Source organism: Cyanobium sp. NS01 (assembly GCF_014280235.1).
Classification (GTDB): domain Bacteria; phylum Cyanobacteriota; class Cyanobacteriia; order PCC-6307; family Cyanobiaceae; genus NIES-981.
Map to the genome: position 1 here is coordinate 1,582,350 of NZ_CP047940.1, position 15,213 is coordinate 1,597,562.

A 15,213-nucleotide genomic window follows, 5' to 3' on the forward strand; every position below is an offset into this window, starting at 1 on the left:
CTCGCCCATGGCTGCCAGCTCCACCACTCCTGCAGCCGCTGGCGACGGTGATCTCGACGCGCTGCTGGATCGCATCACCGTCCTCAAAGCTGAGCAGAAGGCGATCGAGGCCGCACTGACACCGCTGCTGGAGCAGCTCAGCGGCGCCCTGGAGGCCGGTGAGCTGGATGCGAACTTCTCCCACAACGACTGCAACTTCTGCTGGTCGGCTGGGCGGATCAGCTACGTCTACCCCGAGGCACTGCAACAGCAGGAGCAGGCCCTGAAGCAGGCGCAGCGGTTGGCGGTCGCCAGTGGGACAGCTACGCAGAAGCAGGGCAAGGCGTTCTGGACGATCAAGCCGGGCCGGAGCTGAGCTATGGCCAATCCCCAGAAGCGCAAGGGGGATGCGGCGGAGCGGGAGGCGGCGCTCCTGCTGAGCGAGCTGCTGGGGATGACGGTGCGCCGCCGCCTGGGAGCAGGACGGACCACCAGTGCTGGCGGCGACACCGGTGATCTCGATGGCGTGCCGGGACATGTGATCCAGGTAGCCAGCTGGGCCAACACCGCCGCCGCGGCCCGCACCAAGCCCGAGGAGGCCGCGCTGCAGTCCGTCCATGCCGGTGCTCCGTTCGCTGCGACCTTGGTGCGCTTCCGTGGAGGCACCTGGCGGGTGGTGCTCACTCCCCAGCAATGGGCTGCCTACGTGAGCTGGATCCTGCGGCAGTCGCCCCAGGGGACGGCGCTCCCTGATCTGCCGCCCAGTAGTGGAGGTGGAGCTTGAGCCTCGAGCAGCCACCGACAGCGGGCGCTTGCTCAGACGCGGGCGCTGAGTCGCTGGAGGAGCTGCGTGCTGCTCCGCCCCAGCAGGACGACGAAGGCAACCCGATCTGGCCTGCCGCCGACCCCAGCAGGCCGGTGGGCAAGGGCAACCCGCCGCGGGGCCGCCGCAGCAAAACCCACAAGCCCCGCGCCACCCATATGGAGGTGGAGACCCGCATCGCGGAGGCGCAGCTGTGGGTCGCGCAGCGGCTACCGCTGGCTGTAATCAGGGAAAAAGCCGCCCAGAACTGGGGAATCACCAACATCAAAACGGTGAGCCGTTATCTGGCACTGGCGCGGCAGCGGATGGTGGAGGAGCTGATCTCCGACCGCCGCCGCCACCAGGCCGAGCAGATCTTTGCCCTCAATGAATGCGCCAGGCGGGCGATGGACGCCGAGCAGTTCAACGCAGCGGTCGGCGCCTTCCGGGTGATTGCCGAGATCGGTGGCCTGCTGCGGGCACCGATCAAGCCGCCGGAGCCACGGGTATGACGGCGAGTACCACCGCCACCGCGATGCCAGCACCGGTGCTCACGCCACAGGTCCCTGCAGAAGGCGGATTGCTGCTGAGCGAGCTCGACCCCTGGGGCGACGGCGGCCTGCTGCACCTCCCCACGGCCACTGCTGCCGAGCCAACGGAACCTCAGAGCCTGCGCAGCTTCATCGCCGAGGCCTACCCCCGCTACGGCTTCCACCGCTGGGCCGAGGTGCTGATCGAGCTGCTCCAGCAGGTGGCCGATGGCCAGCTGAGCCGGTTGATCGTGACCTGTCCGCCGCGGCTTGGGAAATCTCTGCTGGTATCCAAGCTGTTCCCGGCCTACTTCCTGCAGCGTTACCCGCACCTGTTCGCGGCGATCGCCTCCTACTCGGCGGAGCTGGCCTATGCCCACTCCAGAGAGGCGCGCCACTTCTACCGGGTGACCGGGCATCTGCTGGCCCGTGATTCGGCGGCGGTGGGCAACTGGCTCACCCGCCAGCGGGGCGGCTGCATCGCTGCTGGCGTGGATGGCCCATTCACCGGCAAGGGCTACAGCCTGGGAATCATCGACGACCCCTACAAGGGCCCTGGCGATGCCGCCTCTCCGGCGCTGCGGCAGAAGCTGATCGACTGGCTGCGCTCGGTGTGGCTCACCCGCGCCGAACCGGCCTCGGTGCTGGGTCCGGATGGCAGGGAACAGCCGAACCTCTCGGCCCAGGTGGTGGTGCTCACCCGCTGGGACCACCAGGACGTGATCGGCTGGTTGCTGGAGCAGGAGCTGGGCGAGGCCCCCCAGCACTGGACCGTGCTCGATCTGCCGGCCATCGCCGAGGACCCGGCCGATCGCCCCAAGCTGCCGCCCACTTGCACCCTGATCCCCGATTGGCGCCAGCAGGGAGAAGCCCTTTGCCCTGAGCGGTTCCCCTTGCCGGAACTGATCAAAATTCGCGCCCGCCTCGGCGCCTACTGGTGGGCAGCGCTCTATCAGCAGCGGCCCAGCCCGGCGACGGGATCGATCTTCCTGAGGCAGTGGATCAGGCCCCCGTTCCCTCGGCCGGACGGCCGCCAGCGTCAGTACGCCCTGCTGGTCCTCTCGTGTGACCTGAGCTTCAAGGGGGAAGCGGAGAGCAACTACTGCGGCTTCTGCCTGGCCGGCCTGCTGGCACCACCAGCCCGCTTTGCCATCCCCCGATCAGGTGAACCTCAGGGCCCAACGGCGCCAAAGGAGCTGGAGATCGAGGTGCTCTGGGCGGCCCGGCACCGTTTTGGTCTACCCGAGGTGATCCGCTTCCTGCTGGGCTGCCTGGAGGCCCTGGAGCAACAGGGCCTACGGCCGAATGCCGTGCTCATCGAGGACGCCGCCAACGGCCCGGCAGTGCTGCAGACGCTCAGGCGCCGCGTGCCGGGGATGCTGCCAATCACCGCCCGCGGCAGCAAGGAAACCCGCGCCCATGCCGTTGCCCCCCTGGTGGAGGCCGGGCAGATTCGCTTTCACCACCGCGCCCAGCCGCTGGTGGAGGAAGCGATCCGCTTCCCCAAGGGCAGCAAGGACTTGGTGGATGCTTTCTGCCACGGCGCCCTGTGGCTTGAAGGCCGCTACTGGAAGGCCCAGGGCATCCAGCCGTTGGTGACACCGCTGCTGGTGAGCCGGTGAGCGTGCCGATGGTGTCCGCAGTGCGGGAAAATCCCAAGCCTTCCGCAGTGGAGAGCCCACGCCCTGCTGTGCTGACTCCTGCTGCAGTGCAGCTGGCGCTGCCGCTCACGGTGGTGCTGGTGGGCAATGCCGCTGGGGCGGAGCGAATGCTGCAGCAAAGGCGCTACCGCCGGCCGGCGTGCCATGCCCGTGCGCAGCAGCTGGAGATCAACTGGCAGCAGCCCGTTCGACACCGGTCCCGGCCCCAGGCTGGCCAGGTTGCTCAGGCTTCCCACTGCCGGCCACGCCGTCAGCGCCCTGTGCGGCCTCATGCCGCTGCCGATGCCCTGGCGCTGCAGCACAGGGACTTGGCGGAGAAGATCGCCGGCAACTTCGCTCGGCGCACGATCCACCCCAAGGAGGATCTGCTGCAGCTGGCGATGATCGGGCTGATCAAAGCGGCGCGGCGCTATGACCCATCACGGGGTCCGTTCCGGCCCTATGGCCGCACCTACGCCAATGGGGAGATCACCCACTTCCTGCGGGACAACGGCTTCCTGCTGAAGGTTCCGCCGACCTGGCGGGAGCTGCATGCGCGGGGGCAGCGGTTGCTGACCTCAGGAGTAGATGTGGAGGAGATGCTTGAGCGAATAGGGATCAGCCGCCTGCAGTGGATTCAGATCGTTGATGCTTGCTCAGTACGGGTGGTTGCTTTTCCTGTTGAATGAATCTCCTTCAACAGGTGTGTCGAGAAGCGACGGCACATGATTGCTGTTGTTAGGCAGTCAACGAGTGTGTCTCTGGGTTTGGTTTGAAGCGCTCAAATAAGTTCTGCCAAACTTGTAACGTCGCTTCGGGAACTGGCTCGCAGTCAAGCAGGGCACGCTTCACTCGCTTCGCAAGCTCTACTTTCCAGCCCTTCACCAGCGCCACACCACCTTCATTCGCCCATGCCTCGATCTGTGGAACGATGGGTTTATTTGCATCATGACGTCTTTCGAAGGGAGTCTCAGGCTCACGGATCATCCTATCGACAATCTTGGCGATAATGCCAGCTGGGATTAAATCTTCGACCTCGGCTCCGTTGATGTCGACAAACGAGCTGACCTGCAGCACCCGATCGGCATCCGCCGCATACAGGCCCGTCCGGAGTGCCTGCACGGAGCGGGTGCCTTGTTCGTCGCCGTCGAGGAGCGCCATGGGGAGTCTCTCGTCGCGTCCCCCCAAGATGCTCGCTATAGCTTTGATCCCCTTCGCGCCTCCAGCGGGGGGAAATACGATCTCGCGTACAGGACTGAGTAACCCATTCCGAATGAGAATCGTCTTGATTGCGGCGAGGTAGTGCTGATCGGAGGGGCCCTCTACGATCACTGGATCACATCCAATCAAGAGACCCTCGGCGACACTCAACCCCAACGCTGCATGGACAGCGTAGCCAGCGCCCCGTTTGGTCGGGTCGCCACCATCAGCGCCAAGATCAGATGTAGCTTTACTCGTCCCGTCAGGCGCAACAAAGACTTTTCTGACACGATCTAGGCGATCGGCGTCCACCAGGAAGGGTGAGTGTGTAGTATACATCAACTGATTTCGCTCAGCCAGCCCATCGAAAAAGTCGGAAAGATCGCGCTGAGCCAGAGGGTGCAGCGAAAGACCTGGCTCGTCAAGAAGCAGGATGCAGCCCGAATGTGTGTCCTGACTCTCCACCAAGAAGACAAGGTAAAAACTGAGAAACCACTGAAGGCCGGTACTGCGGCCTTCCAGTTCAACCTCCTCGGGACGACGGTCATCTGCAACCCAGATTCGGAAATGGTCACCGTCTGCCTCAAATCGGAAGCGATAGTCGCCTTGCTTCCACCAGCGCCGGAATTCCTCGGTGAGCCGCGTAGAGGCAGACTGAAGCAAGATACTCCGCTCCTTTTTCTTCTGAGCGGACTGCTCTACCTGTTCCTCGGAAGGCTGCTGGCCCGGTGGGTGAATATCCTTACCTAAACTAAGAATTTCAGTGGGCTGGAGTTCGACGAATTCAAAAAGGACCTTGAGGGTCCTTGCCTTCGCACGCTCTTTCTGGCCTAGACCCTCCAATCGATTCAGGTTCTGGATGACGTGTGGAAGATATATCTCGGAATCGAGATTCCCATAGTTCGAGTAATAGACGAACTTTGGAAGGCTGCCAAGGATTAACTTCTTGACCTCCTCAGAGTCGCTGGGGTGATCCCTCGATACTGATGAATAGTGCTCTTCGATCTGCTGTTGGAGTCGCTTAAAGCGCGGGATTACGGCACTGGTCTTTGGGGCACCCTGAAGGCTCACGCTCGATAAAATCTCGCGCAGTTCTGAAACATTATCAAGGCCGCACTCGCTCTCTTCTGGTAGAGCATCTTGAGCAGTAGTGATGGAATCGAGAATGCTCGAGCAAACACCTTGTTCTGTTTTCATCTGCTTTGCCGAAGCGATATCTTTGGCTGCCGACTCTAAGAGAGCGGCAAGATCCTCGACGAGAACGGTCTGCTCCTGTGGGGCGAGGGGGAAGTCGATCTCGTGCCTGCCATCGAGGCGGCGCCGAATAGTCACCTTCTCGACTAAGTCCTCGCTGAGTCCGGCTTTGCGGGCGAGATGTGTACGTAAAGCCCCGTGGACTGCGAACTCGGCCTCGATGAAGACAGGTTTAGGATTAGCGTTGCGGAAGGCCGTAAAGTGCTTTCGAGGAAAGTCGGACGTCGGGTGGATCTCTCCCTCCTTGGCAGGATTCAGCTTCCAGAGAGGGAGTAAGAGGTTGCTTTTTCCTGATTCGTTAGTTCCGATTAGTGCGGTCACGTCGTCCACGTCGATCCACCCGCTGTCCTCCACGGAGCGAAAGGCTGTAACGCGGAATCTGGTGAGCTTCATCTCGATCGGCATCGGTTTAACTCAGCGACCCCAGTTGATTGTGTGAAGACTGCACATCCATGCGCCTTGGCCGGCCGAGCTCTTATTTCTTTGGCCTCGCAGTGAGTCCTGAGTGCCTTGATGTGGCCGCATAAGAACCATGCTTCGTATCTCAGCCCAGGGTAGGCACCGTGTCCGTCAATGGGTCTGGTACAGCGGCTCTGTTGAAGGGTCTTCGCCGGCTACGGGTATTCCCCCCCCTGGTGCTGTTCCTTCTGCCCCTGGCAAGAGCCTGCACCGTCTCCTTGCACCGTGCAAACGCGTCGCCGCAGTCGCACCCGGACCTCAGCCACGGTCGCTCCTGAGCCCCCTGCCAGTGAGCAGCCTCCCTGGCTTGAACACCCCACCCTCTCTGGACTTCGCGACCGCCTCCAGCTGGTCTACGACTGCTGGACTCTGCTCGAACTCCCAGACGGCACCAGCCGCCGGCCGGTGTACCTCCCCCGCGGCATCGAGGAGCCCGAGACCTGCTACCTCAAGCGTCTGGAGGCGGCTCGGCCCACCGGTTTCTACCGCGATGCTCTGCGCACCTACGCCGGGATGCTGTCGCGGCTGAACTGGCAGGAGCTTCCCGATTCCCTCAGCCGCGTGGCCACCGATGTGGATGGCCAGGGCACCGACCTGGGGGTGTTCCTGTTTCTGGCTGACCTGCTCACCCTGCGAGATGGCGGCTGCCTGATCCTGCAGCTGCCGCCTCAGCACCGCTGGCCCTCGGAAGGCGACTGGCTGGAGGCCCTCGCCAAGGGCGATCGGCTTTCGTTGCCGCGGCTGCAGCTAGTGCCCCGGGGAGACCTGCTCAACTGGCGCCTGCCTACCGATGGCGCCACAGGCGCCCCAGCGTCGGGACCGGTAGAGATCGTTTGGCGTGAGCCGCGCCGCCAGGCCCTGCCGCCCCGCTACTCCAGCGACCATGCCGCCGTGCCCACGGTGCTGATCGACGCCCACGGCGGTCTGGTGCCCGATCCACAGGCCTGGCTGTACCGGACCCTCTCGGTCACCGATGACGGCCTGATGCTGTACAGCTGGCAGGCCAACCCCAACCCCGGCGCCGTGGATGGCTACGACGTGATGCCGGTGGGCGAGCCTTCGCTGCTGCCCCAGCGCTTTGACCTGCCGGCCCTCTGGTACTCGGTGGATGGGACCGCCTTCGGTGAGGGCGACCTGCCCCACCTGGGCCTGGCCCACCAGTACCTCAACCACTACCGCTGCCGCAGCGATTACGAGGATCTGTTGTCACGCACCGCCCTGCCAGTGGGCGTACGTACGGGCCTGGTGGATGTCTACGGCTTCCGCCGCAGTGATGGCGCTTTGGGCTCGAATTCATCTACCGGTGGCACAGATGCCCAACGCCCCCAGCGCCTGGTGCTCTCCACCTCCTCCTTCATGGACCTGCCGGAGGGCGCCAAGTTCCAGTGGGTCGAAATAAAAGCGCGCTCGCTGGCCGAGCACCGGGCCTACCTGCAGCAGCTGGAAGAAGCCATGCGTCGCGATGCCCTGATCCCTGCCGGTGGCCACGGCCCCGCCCGCACGGAGCTGGAGATTTCTCTCACCGCCGGCCAGAGCTTTGCGGTGCTGCAGTCGCTGGCAGGCCAGAAGAGCTCGATGCTCAGCACCCTGCTGCGCCAGTGGACCCGCCTCACCGGCGAAAAGCTTTCAGAGACGCCGGCCTGCAGCGTGGAGATCAGCCCGCTGGTGCCACCCCAGCCACCACGCAAACCCCAGCCCTCGGTGCAGGAGTGGCTGGTGCTGCATGAGCGGGGGGTGATCGACGGCGCCGAGCTGCGCCAGCAGCTGGGGCTGGGCGAGCCCAACGGGGGCAGTGGCGGCTGAGCTGGCAAGGGAGGGCATGACCCAGTCCTCCACTCTCACCTGCACCTGGCGCCACGGTGATGCCGAGGCCCTGCGCATCGCTCTCTCGATTCCGGTCACCAGTTCTGCCCTGGCGGCGTTGAACCGGGAGATGGCGCAGCTGCAGACCCACTACCCCACGGGGGTGTGCACGGCCCAGGGCCACCTCGATGCCATCGCCGCTCTGGACCAGCAGCTGGCGGCGCTGACCCCGGCGGAGGTGAATGGACCGGTACGCACCAAGCGCAAGGGCGTGGCCGGTGGCGTGGTGCCCAACCCGCTGCCGCTGAGCAAGCTGGCGGTGGTGGAGTACGCCACCGAGCTGCTGCTGGAGGACACCGAGAGCGAGTGGAACCCTGCGGGCCCCTCGCCGGCGGTGGTGCTGGGGAAACATCGCAGCCAGCACATCGGCCAGCTGGCGCTGCTGCTGCCGCGGCTGTCCAACTGGCGAGTGATCGATGCGGATCCCTTCCAGGGAACCCTGGTGCGGAGCTGAGTGATGGAGCAGCCCCTCTCACCGCTGAACCAGGGCCTCAACCCCCTGCGGGGTGCGCCGCTGTGGGGTCAGCTGGTCTCTCTGCCTGCTGCTGCCCCAACGATCGACAGCGGGCTGGCCCAGCCCGCGGCTGCTCCCCCCGGGGCTCTGCCCCTGTGGCTGGCGCTGCAGCCCTATGCCAATGCCCGTCTCTGCCTGTTTGAGGTGGACCGGCCCGAGAGCCGCAATCCGCTTCCCATCCGCCGCCACGTGATCGACTGCTTCCTGGAGCAGAGCGGCATCGTCAGCGGCTACAACGACACCGCCCTCACCGACCCCGGGGACGTGCTGCTGCGCGGCTACCTCTGCCGGGCGGCGATCCTGCCAGTGAGCACCAACAACACCTTCGATTGGCTGGCGGCCGAGCTCGATTGGGCCACCCCAGGCTTCCGCGACGAGGCTCCGCTGCCCTGGGACCCAACGCTGCTGGGCACGGTGCAGGCCCCCTGCCAGGGGGTGATGTGGCTGGGAGATCTGGCCCAGCTCTCGCCCCAGGGCGGACTGCCCATTGGCGGCCGGGCCCAGTTCGCTGGCTGCCAGGTGATGCACTTCGGGGCGGACTACGGCCCCGGTGGCATCGGCCTGCTGGTGCAGCCGCTGCTGGGGGAAGCGATCCAGCTGGTGCTCAGGCCCCACAGCGTGCTGGTGCTCAGAGGCGGCGACACCTTGAACCTGATCGCCGAGCGCTACGGCACCACCGTGGCCACCTTGCGGCGGATCAACCCGCAACTCGAGAGCACCCAGACAATCACGACGGCTGAAGGCGATTCGTTGGCGGTGCTGGCGGGTCGGCACGGCACAACCGAAGCCAAGCTGCGCAGCCTCAACCCGGTGCTGCAGCAGAGCGAGTCCTACGTCACCGCCGAGGGCGAAACCCTGAGCAGCGTGGCCGCGGCCCAGCAGCTCAGCCTGACCCTGCTGCGCCAGTTCAACCCGGAGCTCAGCAGCTGGCCCAGCGAGGAACCGCTGCCGGCTGGCACCACCCTGCTGCTGCCCGTGTACCGGTCCACCACCCCGATTCCTGCGGGGTTGGAGCTGCTGGTGCCCGGTTATCTGCCCTCCACGCCCCTGCCGGCCGGGGAGTGGATCTATCTGCCGGCGAGGCGGTCTGCTCCTGTGCTGGATGAGCTGCCCGAGCTGGCGGGCTGATGGAGAGCCCAGCGGCTCATGCCGCCTCGAGCCCCAGGTGCTCGACATAGGGCTGAAAGTCGCGGTCGCTGAACAGCAGCGGCAGGTTGGCCTCGATGCAGGCGGTGGCGATGATCCCGTCGATCGTCTTGCGCACCGTGATTCCCTGGCGGCGCAGCGTTCTGTAATTCTCTGCTGCCTTCCAGGCATTGCTGCCACCAAGCATCGGCAGCAGAGCCAAGGAGCGGAACAGTTGCCGGGCGGTGGCCACGTCGCGCTCGGTGCGGAAGCCCTGCATCACCTCCACCAGGATCAGATCGCCGATCGCCAGCGGTGTCACCCCGAGCCATCCATCCAGCCGCTCCACCTCGGGGGTGCTCACCCCATTGAAGAAGTCGATCCAGACCGAGGAATCGACAACGATCACGGCTGCTGCTCAGTCGCCTCGGTCTGCGCGTCCAGGCGCTGGGCGTCCAGATCACCGTCCCAGCGGAGCTGGCCGCGGAAGGAGCGGATCTTGCCCTGCTGCTGCAGCTTGACCAGGGTGCGCAGCCCCAGCTCGACCGCCTCCCGTTTGCTGCGGGCCCCGCTGGCCTGCATCGCCTGCTTCATCAGGGCGTCGTCGATGACGATGTTGGTACGCATGGGCCCCATGGGCGATGTGTAAAGCGTAGGGCGGCTATACACATCCGGGATCGGGCCGGCTGGCAACAGGAACTGCGAGCGCAGCCCGGATGGGGCGCCCGCAGCACCACAGCCGCGATGGGTGATGCCCTCCTCTCTCTTCTCTCAATCCAGCCGCCCCAGCAGCGGTGCAGTTCCAACCCCCCTGGCCCCTGCTGCCCCCTGGCAGCACTACAGCCAGCCGCAGCAACAGCCCAACCAGGGCTCTGCGGGCTCTGTCCAACCTGTCGCCGACTCCGACCTGCTCGACAGCGACGGCGCTGCTGACGCCGGTCTGGATGCTGCCGATGGCGACGACACCCTCGACCTCTCCCTGCCACAGGACTCCAGCCCCAGCGACAACGACGACCCCCCTGCCGCTGCTCCCAGCAGTGCTGATCCCCTGCGTGCCGAGCGCCGCCGCAGCAACCAGCTGGAGAAAGAACTGCGCAAGGCCCGTGCCCAGCTGTCGCGGTTCTCGGAGATCAACCCCGACGAGTACGCCCGCCTGCAGGACGCCGAGCGAAAGCGCGAGGAGTTCGAACGCCAGGTGGGCGAGCGCGAACGCCAGCTCAACGAGGCCAACCTGCGCCGCGTGCGCAGCGTCGAAAAGGAACGGGACGAGGCTCGCTCCCAGGTGCAGAACCTGCGCAAGGAGCGCTTGATGGAGCGCCTCTTCTCAGAAGCGGAGGGCCGCGTGGGTGGCGACGAGCGGGGCACCTTCTTTGACACCTTCGTGACGCTCTGCGGCGGCCACTTCCAGCTGGGGGAGGTGGACGGCCGCGAGCGGCTGCTGCCGGTGGACGGCAAGGGCCAGCCCCTCACGGCCGATGGCGTGGCCCTCAGCGACGGCGACTACATGGAGGAGCTGCGCTGCCACCCGGTGTACAGCTTCCTGTTCCAGCAGCGCAGCGGCCTCTATTCCGCTGCTGTGCCTGAAACGGGCCATGAGCACGGGGGAGCGGTGAATCTGCAGACCCTGAGTACGGCCGAGCTCTACCTGGAGGCCGTCAAGGGCACCACGCCCAGGGCGGCTGCGCCGCGGCGCTGATGATCCCGCTGGTAGAGCGATGGCCTGGTATCTGGTGTTCTGGCGCAACCGATCCACCGCCACGGTGGTGCCGGCCGCCAGCTCCAGCCAGGCCCGCTCCCGTGCTCAACGCCGACACAAGAAGGGCTATGGGGTGATCGTGGCCGCCCGCCGCGCCAATCCCCAGGACAGCCGGCTCATTCGCCGTGGCGTCTGGGTGCGCCGTCGCCGTGACGGCAGCAGTCCTCAGTCCGGCAGTGCTCGCTCCAAAGCCAGGGCCCGGCAGCAGCGGAGCCGATATCGCCGGTGGCTGTAAGACCCGGCCACCAACCGGCAGCCGGGCCTGAGCCCCCTGGCTCAGCAGACCGAGACGGTGCAGCCGGGGGTGCCCTGCAGCTTGCGGGCAAAGGCGAATGCCTTCTCGGCAGGGATCAGCCGCATCTTCTTGACGGGCTTGCCGCGGCGGCCAAAGAACTCGACCTCACAGGGAGTGGTGCCGAGCTTCTGGACTCCCGGCTGATAGCGGTGAACCACAAGCAGGCGGACTTCGCAGACGGGGCCTTGGGGAGTGGCCATGGCTGGGGTGGAGCGGAGAACACCGACCAGACGCCCCGCAGGCGCAGTGCTGGCCAGGGGCGAGCCCAGCGAGCCTCGCGTCAGCCCTGGCCAGCGCAAGCCGCAGGGGCATGCTGCGGAGGGGTTTCGCTCCGCCCCGCCAGCCACGCCCAACTGGCCCTGCTGCATATCCGTGCTGAGCATCCACCGCGCCCGAGCAGTGGAGCTGCTCCGCCAACCCTGGGATCGAGGCACAGGCAAGGGGGCCGAAGCTGCAGCCCCCAACCCATGGCGCTCAGGCCATCTGCAGCTTCTGCTCTGACAGTGGCTGGCGCTGGAGCTCGAGCTCACAGCGCTGCAGCAGCTCCTGCTGGGCCAACAGCCGCTCATCCAGCTCATCCACCCGCGCCAGACACTGCTGGATCGCCGGAATCACCTCCTCCTCCAGCAGGGTGATCTCCTCTTCTCCATAGGGCTGCTCGATCCAGGTGCGGCGCAGCGGCAGCCCACGACGACGTAGCAGGATCTCCTCCACCGAGCGCAGCGTGGATTCGAGCAGCAGGAACGGATCCTCTTCTGGCCTGCAGAACGGGGAGGCAGGAATAGAGAGCGTGGCCATGACGATCGGCGCCAGGTGTGGCGCAGCGACGGGACCGATCCCAGCGGAGGCGCGGCCGCAGGACGGGCCTCAGACTGGAGAGGCCCGGAGCAAGCCCTCCTCCCGCTCCCAGGCGTTACCGGTCCATGCGCGTGAGAGCTGCTCCGCCCAGCAGCGCCAGCAGCAATTTGAGGGTGGAATCAAAGCCGCCCTGCAGCTGCTCCAGCGTGCCGGGGCAGATCTGGCCGACAGGCCGATTCTCGAGCGCTCGCTGGCCGCAGACCCCAGCGGCAAGGGAATAGATCAGCAGCTGGGTGCCGATCACCACCGCCAGGATCTTGAACACAAACCGCTCACGGTCGAACGGCGGCTTGGGCGGTCGGGGTTCTGGGTTCGCTTGCATCGGCGCTCCTCCCTGGCGATCAGGCCCCAGCCGGTGGCAGCACCAGCCCCGTCGTCACTTTTTTTCCTGGAAGACCCCCACATAGACGGTGCCCTGCCGGTAGAGGGGCAGCACCTTGTCGCGCAGATCGGCGTTGTGCAGGCGAACGCAACCGAGGGTGGGGTGCAGGGGCTGCATCGGTGCCCAGGCCCTGGGCCAGCCGCAGGCAGATCCACCGCCGTGGAGCATGATCCCGGCCCGGCTAACGGCCACCTCCTGGCCCTCCAGCTCCTCCATGTCGAAGGAGTACCAGCCGTAGGCCATGGCCGTGTCGCTGCAGGGGGGATTGGGGTTCTGCTCGTAGTCCGCGTAGAGCTGGCCCAGTCGGTAGAGCCCCGGCGGGGTGTCGGTGCTGTTCTGGGTCCAGTCGGTGTCGGCGCCTTGGCCGCGGGCCAGGCAGGGAACCTTCCAGAGGAGCCGGCCGGCGTGGTCGTAGGCCTCCATGTCCTCGTCCCGGTCATTAACCAGCAGGTATGAATCCCCGGGCTGGACGGGTGCTGCCATCCCCGGGCCAGCCATGCCGGCTTCCTCTGAACCGCGGGGATCGAGGCCGCCGCCAGGAGCAGCTGGTGCCGGGGGCGCAGCGGGTTTCTGGCTAAAGGTGAGCGCCCAGGGGGCCTGCTCATCGAGGACGGCCTCGCTGCCGGGCAGGGCAGCGATCGCGGCATGGAGGGTCCAGACGCCGGAGACCTGCTGAGGTTCACCGCGGAAGGCTTCAAAGCGATCCTGAAACCGCTCGGGGGTCATGGGGCTGGCCATGGGCGTGGTGCTGCTGAGCCCTGTTGCCAGTGCTGGCTTGGGGCCGCCCCCTCAGAAGGGCAGCTCGCTCTCGGGGCACCACACGGGCACCGAAGCTGGCGTGGCCACCTGGCGCTCAAAGAGCAGATCAGCGCAGAGCTGCTCCAGCCGCTCCAGAGGAGCAGGGCGGTGGGCCGAGGCCTCCTCGCATATGCACTCCAGGGTGCGGGAGCTCAGGAGCTGGAAGGCGCGGATCCGGGATGCGGAAGCCATGGCAGGCGTAGCGAAGACCCCGAAGCAGGCCGGGCGGGGTCAAGGGGCAGCCCCCTCTGCAATGCGGAGCGCAGCGCAGCCAACGCACCAGTCCGGCTGACTCGCGTCAGCCCTTGAGGCCGCCCGGACCATGAGGAGGGCTGCGCGTAGCCGATCCACTGAGCGCCGGTGGGGAAGAGCCGCAACCTACCTGGCAATTTGAGCGCATACCCCCAGCTACCGCGGCGGCGGCCATGAAGCGATTACCTGTCACCAACCGCTTCATCGGGTGAAGCGATTAGGCTGTGGTGATGGTTTCATCCTGGATCTGGCAGCAGCCGGACTGGCCCCAGTTCCGCTGGAAGGGCTCCGCTCTGGAACCGCTGCTGGAGCAGGCCCGCGCTGCACGCCAGGAGTTGCTGAGCCGGTTGGAGACGCTGGAGCCCCCGCTCGATCGCGAGGCGATCTCCGCCTTGCTGGGCCGGGAGAGCCTGGGCACGGCCGCCATCGAAGGCGAGCTGCTGGATCCCGGCCAGGTGCGCTCCTCAATCGCGCGCCGACTGCGCCTTCCCCTGGCCGAGGGGCAGCCGGCCACCAGCGCCCAGGTGGAGGGCCTGCTGGATGTGTTGCTGGAGGCCACCAGCAGCCTGGAGGCTCCCCTCACCCTGGCCACGCTGAACCACTGGCATCGGCGCCTGTTTGCCGCTGGCCCCGATGACCTGCGCGCCATTCGGATCGGTGAACTGCGCGATGAAGCCCCGATGCAGGTGCTCTCCGGTGCCATCGGCCGTGAGCGCCTGCACTTTGAAGCGCCGCCCCGAGACCAGCTCGAAGAGCAGCTGAAGGTCTTCCTGGATTGGGTCGCCTCCCCGCCTGCGCAGCTGGACGGACTGTTGCGCGCGGGCCTGGCCCACCTCTGGTTTCTCACCCTCCACCCCTATGAAGACGGCAACGGCCGCTTGGCCCGTGCCATCACCGATCGGCTGCTCGCCCAGGACTGCAGGGCCCAGGTCCAACGGGAGTTGTCTGGCCGCGCCCTGGGCATCTCCGCCCAGATCCTGCGGGAGCGGGAGGGCTACTACACGGCACTGGAGCGCTGCCAGCGGGGAAATCTGGATGTCACCGGATGGCTGAGCTGGTTCCTGGAGCAGCTCACGGCAGCGGCGGCCACCAATGGCGCCGTGATCGATGCGGTGCGGCGCAAGGCGGCCTTCTGGTGGAGCCACCGTCACAGCGGCTTCAACAGCCGCCAGCAGAAACTGCTCAATCGGTTGCTGGATGCCGAACCGGAGGGTTTCACAGGCGGCATGACCCTGCGCAAGGCCATCAGCCTCACCAAGGTGAGCCGCGCCACGGCCTGGCGCGATCTGGCCGAGCTGGTGGAGCAGCAGGCGCTCGAGCCGATCGGCGAGGGCCGCAGCCGCGCCTATCGCCTCCATTGGCCAGGCGGGCCGCTACCCGGGGATGGCGCGTAAGCGGGGATCGGTGAGCTGGGGATTGGTCATCGGCCCAGGCTCAGCAGCCTCAACCTCAACAATCACCATGCCCACAAGGGACCTGGCAACAGGAGCTGTTGTCACTGGGGCC

The 15,213-nt window shown here is 66.3% G+C and carries 19 protein-coding genes; 11 read left to right on the forward strand and 8 right to left on the reverse strand.

All coding sequences use genetic code 11. The features are described 5' to 3' along the window. The first annotated feature begins 7 nt into the window (after positions 1–7). From CyaNS01_RS08260 to CyaNS01_RS08280, 5 genes are read left to right on the forward strand one after another with little or no spacing between them, the layout of a single operon-like run. A complete protein-coding gene (locus CyaNS01_RS08260) occupies positions 8–355 on the forward strand; it encodes a hypothetical protein (RefSeq protein WP_186696665.1) in 348 nt (115 codons plus the stop codon). Between the two features lie 3 nt (positions 356–358). After that, complete coding sequence (locus CyaNS01_RS08265) at positions 359–763, forward strand: hypothetical protein (RefSeq protein ID WP_186696666.1); 405 nt, start codon at positions 359–361, stop codon at positions 761–763. After that, positions 760–1,293 (forward strand): hypothetical protein, encoded by a 534-nt coding sequence (locus CyaNS01_RS08270; protein ID WP_186696667.1) that lies wholly within the window; start codon positions 760–762, stop codon positions 1,291–1,293. The genes CyaNS01_RS08265 and CyaNS01_RS08270 overlap by 4 nt, the downstream gene beginning before the upstream one ends. Further along, positions 1,290–2,933, forward strand: a complete 1,644-nt coding sequence (locus tag CyaNS01_RS08275; RefSeq protein ID WP_186696668.1) for a terminase — start codon at positions 1,290–1,292, stop codon at positions 2,931–2,933. Before CyaNS01_RS08270 ends, CyaNS01_RS08275 begins: the two co-directional genes overlap by 4 nt. Then, positions 2,930–3,640, forward strand: a complete 711-nt coding sequence (locus tag CyaNS01_RS08280) for a sigma-70 family RNA polymerase sigma factor (protein WP_186696669.1) — start codon at positions 2,930–2,932, stop codon at positions 3,638–3,640. The genes CyaNS01_RS08275 and CyaNS01_RS08280 overlap by 4 nt, the downstream gene beginning before the upstream one ends. A gap of 49 nt (positions 3,641–3,689) precedes the next feature. Here CyaNS01_RS08280 and CyaNS01_RS08285 read toward each other — a convergent pair whose 3' ends face one another. After that, entirely contained in the window at positions 3,690–5,810 is a 2,121-nt protein-coding gene (locus tag CyaNS01_RS08285) for an AAA family ATPase (RefSeq protein WP_222934175.1), read from the reverse strand. Positions 5,811–6,089: 279 nt separating this feature from the next. On the opposite strand from CyaNS01_RS08285, the gene CyaNS01_RS08290 reads away from it, so the two are divergent. From CyaNS01_RS08290 to CyaNS01_RS08300, 3 genes are read left to right on the forward strand one after another with little or no spacing between them, the layout of a single operon-like run. Continuing rightward, positions 6,090–7,667, forward strand: coding sequence for a DUF4055 domain-containing protein (locus CyaNS01_RS08290; protein WP_186696670.1), 1,578 nt, complete (start codon positions 6,090–6,092; stop codon positions 7,665–7,667). A 16-nt stretch (positions 7,668–7,683) separates the two neighbouring features. Continuing rightward, positions 7,684–8,181: a hypothetical protein gene (locus tag CyaNS01_RS08295; RefSeq protein WP_186696671.1), complete on the forward strand. Its 498-nt coding sequence runs from the start codon at positions 7,684–7,686 to the stop codon at positions 8,179–8,181. Between the two features lie 3 nt (positions 8,182–8,184). Further along, a complete protein-coding gene (locus CyaNS01_RS08300; protein ID WP_186696672.1) occupies positions 8,185–9,369 on the forward strand; it encodes a LysM peptidoglycan-binding domain-containing protein in 1,185 nt (394 codons plus the stop codon). A gap of 16 nt (positions 9,370–9,385) precedes the next feature. On the opposite strand, the gene CyaNS01_RS08305 is transcribed toward CyaNS01_RS08300, so the two are convergent. After that, complete coding sequence (locus tag CyaNS01_RS08305) at positions 9,386–9,775, reverse strand: PIN domain nuclease (protein WP_186696673.1); 390 nt, start codon at positions 9,773–9,775, stop codon at positions 9,386–9,388. Then, the gene (locus tag CyaNS01_RS08310) at positions 9,772–9,993 is read right to left on the reverse strand and encodes a type II toxin-antitoxin system VapB family antitoxin (RefSeq protein ID WP_186696674.1); all 222 of its coding nucleotides are present in this window, start codon (positions 9,991–9,993) and stop codon (positions 9,772–9,774) included. The genes CyaNS01_RS08305 and CyaNS01_RS08310 overlap by 4 nt, the downstream gene beginning before the upstream one ends. A 124-nt stretch (positions 9,994–10,117) precedes the next feature. Here CyaNS01_RS08310 and CyaNS01_RS08315 point away from each other — a divergent pair, with 124 nt between their 5' ends. Beyond that, a complete protein-coding gene (locus CyaNS01_RS08315) occupies positions 10,118–11,062 on the forward strand; it encodes a hypothetical protein (protein WP_186696675.1) in 945 nt (314 codons plus the stop codon). Positions 11,063–11,081: 19 nt separating this feature from the next. After that, positions 11,082–11,357 (forward strand): hypothetical protein, encoded by a 276-nt coding sequence (locus CyaNS01_RS08320; protein ID WP_186696676.1) that lies wholly within the window; start codon positions 11,082–11,084, stop codon positions 11,355–11,357. A 41-nt stretch (positions 11,358–11,398) separates the two neighbouring features. Here CyaNS01_RS08320 and CyaNS01_RS08325 read toward each other — a convergent pair whose 3' ends face one another. From CyaNS01_RS08325 to CyaNS01_RS08345, 5 genes are all read right to left on the reverse strand, one after another. Beyond that, a complete protein-coding gene (locus CyaNS01_RS08325; RefSeq protein ID WP_186696677.1) occupies positions 11,399–11,617 on the reverse strand; it encodes a hypothetical protein in 219 nt (72 codons plus the stop codon). 274 nt (positions 11,618–11,891) lie between these two features. Beyond that, positions 11,892–12,215: a hypothetical protein gene (locus CyaNS01_RS08330; protein ID WP_186696678.1), complete on the reverse strand. Its 324-nt coding sequence runs from the start codon at positions 12,213–12,215 to the stop codon at positions 11,892–11,894. Positions 12,216–12,330: 115 nt separating this feature from the next. Then, positions 12,331–12,597, reverse strand: a complete 267-nt coding sequence (locus tag CyaNS01_RS08335) for a hypothetical protein (protein WP_186696679.1) — start codon at positions 12,595–12,597, stop codon at positions 12,331–12,333. A gap of 54 nt (positions 12,598–12,651) precedes the next feature. After that, on the reverse strand, positions 12,652–13,395 hold the full coding sequence (locus CyaNS01_RS08340; RefSeq protein ID WP_186696680.1) for a L,D-transpeptidase: 744 nt from the start codon (positions 13,393–13,395) through the stop codon (positions 12,652–12,654). Between the two features lie 51 nt (positions 13,396–13,446). Further along, the gene (locus CyaNS01_RS08345) at positions 13,447–13,647 is read right to left on the reverse strand and encodes a hypothetical protein (protein WP_186696681.1); all 201 of its coding nucleotides are present in this window, start codon (positions 13,645–13,647) and stop codon (positions 13,447–13,449) included. A gap of 290 nt (positions 13,648–13,937) precedes the next feature. Here CyaNS01_RS08345 and CyaNS01_RS08350 point away from each other — a divergent pair, with 290 nt between their 5' ends. Continuing rightward, positions 13,938–15,101 carry a Fic family protein gene (locus CyaNS01_RS08350; RefSeq protein ID WP_186696682.1) on the forward strand — a complete coding sequence of 388 codons (1,164 nt, stop codon included), beginning with the start codon at positions 13,938–13,940 and terminating at the stop codon, positions 15,099–15,101. Positions 15,102–15,213 lie beyond the last annotated feature (112 nt).

Excerpts from the sequence above, each read along its gene's own strand:
- CyaNS01_RS08260 (WP_186696665.1), top strand. The coding sequence starts at position 8 with ATGGCTGCCAGCTCCACCACTCCTGCAGCCGCTGGCGACGGTGATCTC.
- CyaNS01_RS08265 (WP_186696666.1), top strand. The coding sequence starts at position 359 with ATGGCCAATCCCCAGAAGCGCAAGGGGGATGCGGCGGAGCGGGAGGCG.
- CyaNS01_RS08275 (WP_186696668.1), top strand. The coding sequence starts at position 1,290 with ATGACGGCGAGTACCACCGCCACCGCGATGCCAGCACCGGTGCTCACG.
- CyaNS01_RS08285 (WP_222934175.1), bottom strand. The coding sequence starts at position 5,810 with ATGCCGATCGAGATGAAGCTCACCAGATTCCGCGTTACAGCCTTTCGC.
- CyaNS01_RS08295 (WP_186696671.1), top strand. The coding sequence starts at position 7,684 with ATGACCCAGTCCTCCACTCTCACCTGCACCTGGCGCCACGGTGATGCC.
- CyaNS01_RS08300 (WP_186696672.1), top strand. The coding sequence starts at position 8,185 with ATGGAGCAGCCCCTCTCACCGCTGAACCAGGGCCTCAACCCCCTGCGG.
- CyaNS01_RS08310 (WP_186696674.1), bottom strand. The coding sequence starts at position 9,993 with ATGCGTACCAACATCGTCATCGACGACGCCCTGATGAAGCAGGCGATG.
- CyaNS01_RS08315 (WP_186696675.1), top strand. The coding sequence starts at position 10,118 with ATGCCCTCCTCTCTCTTCTCTCAATCCAGCCGCCCCAGCAGCGGTGCA.
- CyaNS01_RS08320 (WP_186696676.1), top strand. The coding sequence starts at position 11,082 with ATGGCCTGGTATCTGGTGTTCTGGCGCAACCGATCCACCGCCACGGTG.
- CyaNS01_RS08325 (WP_186696677.1), bottom strand. The coding sequence starts at position 11,617 with ATGGCCACTCCCCAAGGCCCCGTCTGCGAAGTCCGCCTGCTTGTGGTT.
- CyaNS01_RS08330 (WP_186696678.1), bottom strand. The coding sequence starts at position 12,215 with ATGGCCACGCTCTCTATTCCTGCCTCCCCGTTCTGCAGGCCAGAAGAG.
- CyaNS01_RS08335 (WP_186696679.1), bottom strand. The coding sequence starts at position 12,597 with ATGCAAGCGAACCCAGAACCCCGACCGCCCAAGCCGCCGTTCGACCGT.
- CyaNS01_RS08340 (WP_186696680.1), bottom strand. The coding sequence starts at position 13,395 with ATGGCCAGCCCCATGACCCCCGAGCGGTTTCAGGATCGCTTTGAAGCC.
- CyaNS01_RS08345 (WP_186696681.1), bottom strand. The coding sequence starts at position 13,647 with ATGGCTTCCGCATCCCGGATCCGCGCCTTCCAGCTCCTGAGCTCCCGC.
- CyaNS01_RS08350 (WP_186696682.1), top strand. The coding sequence starts at position 13,938 with ATGGTTTCATCCTGGATCTGGCAGCAGCCGGACTGGCCCCAGTTCCGC.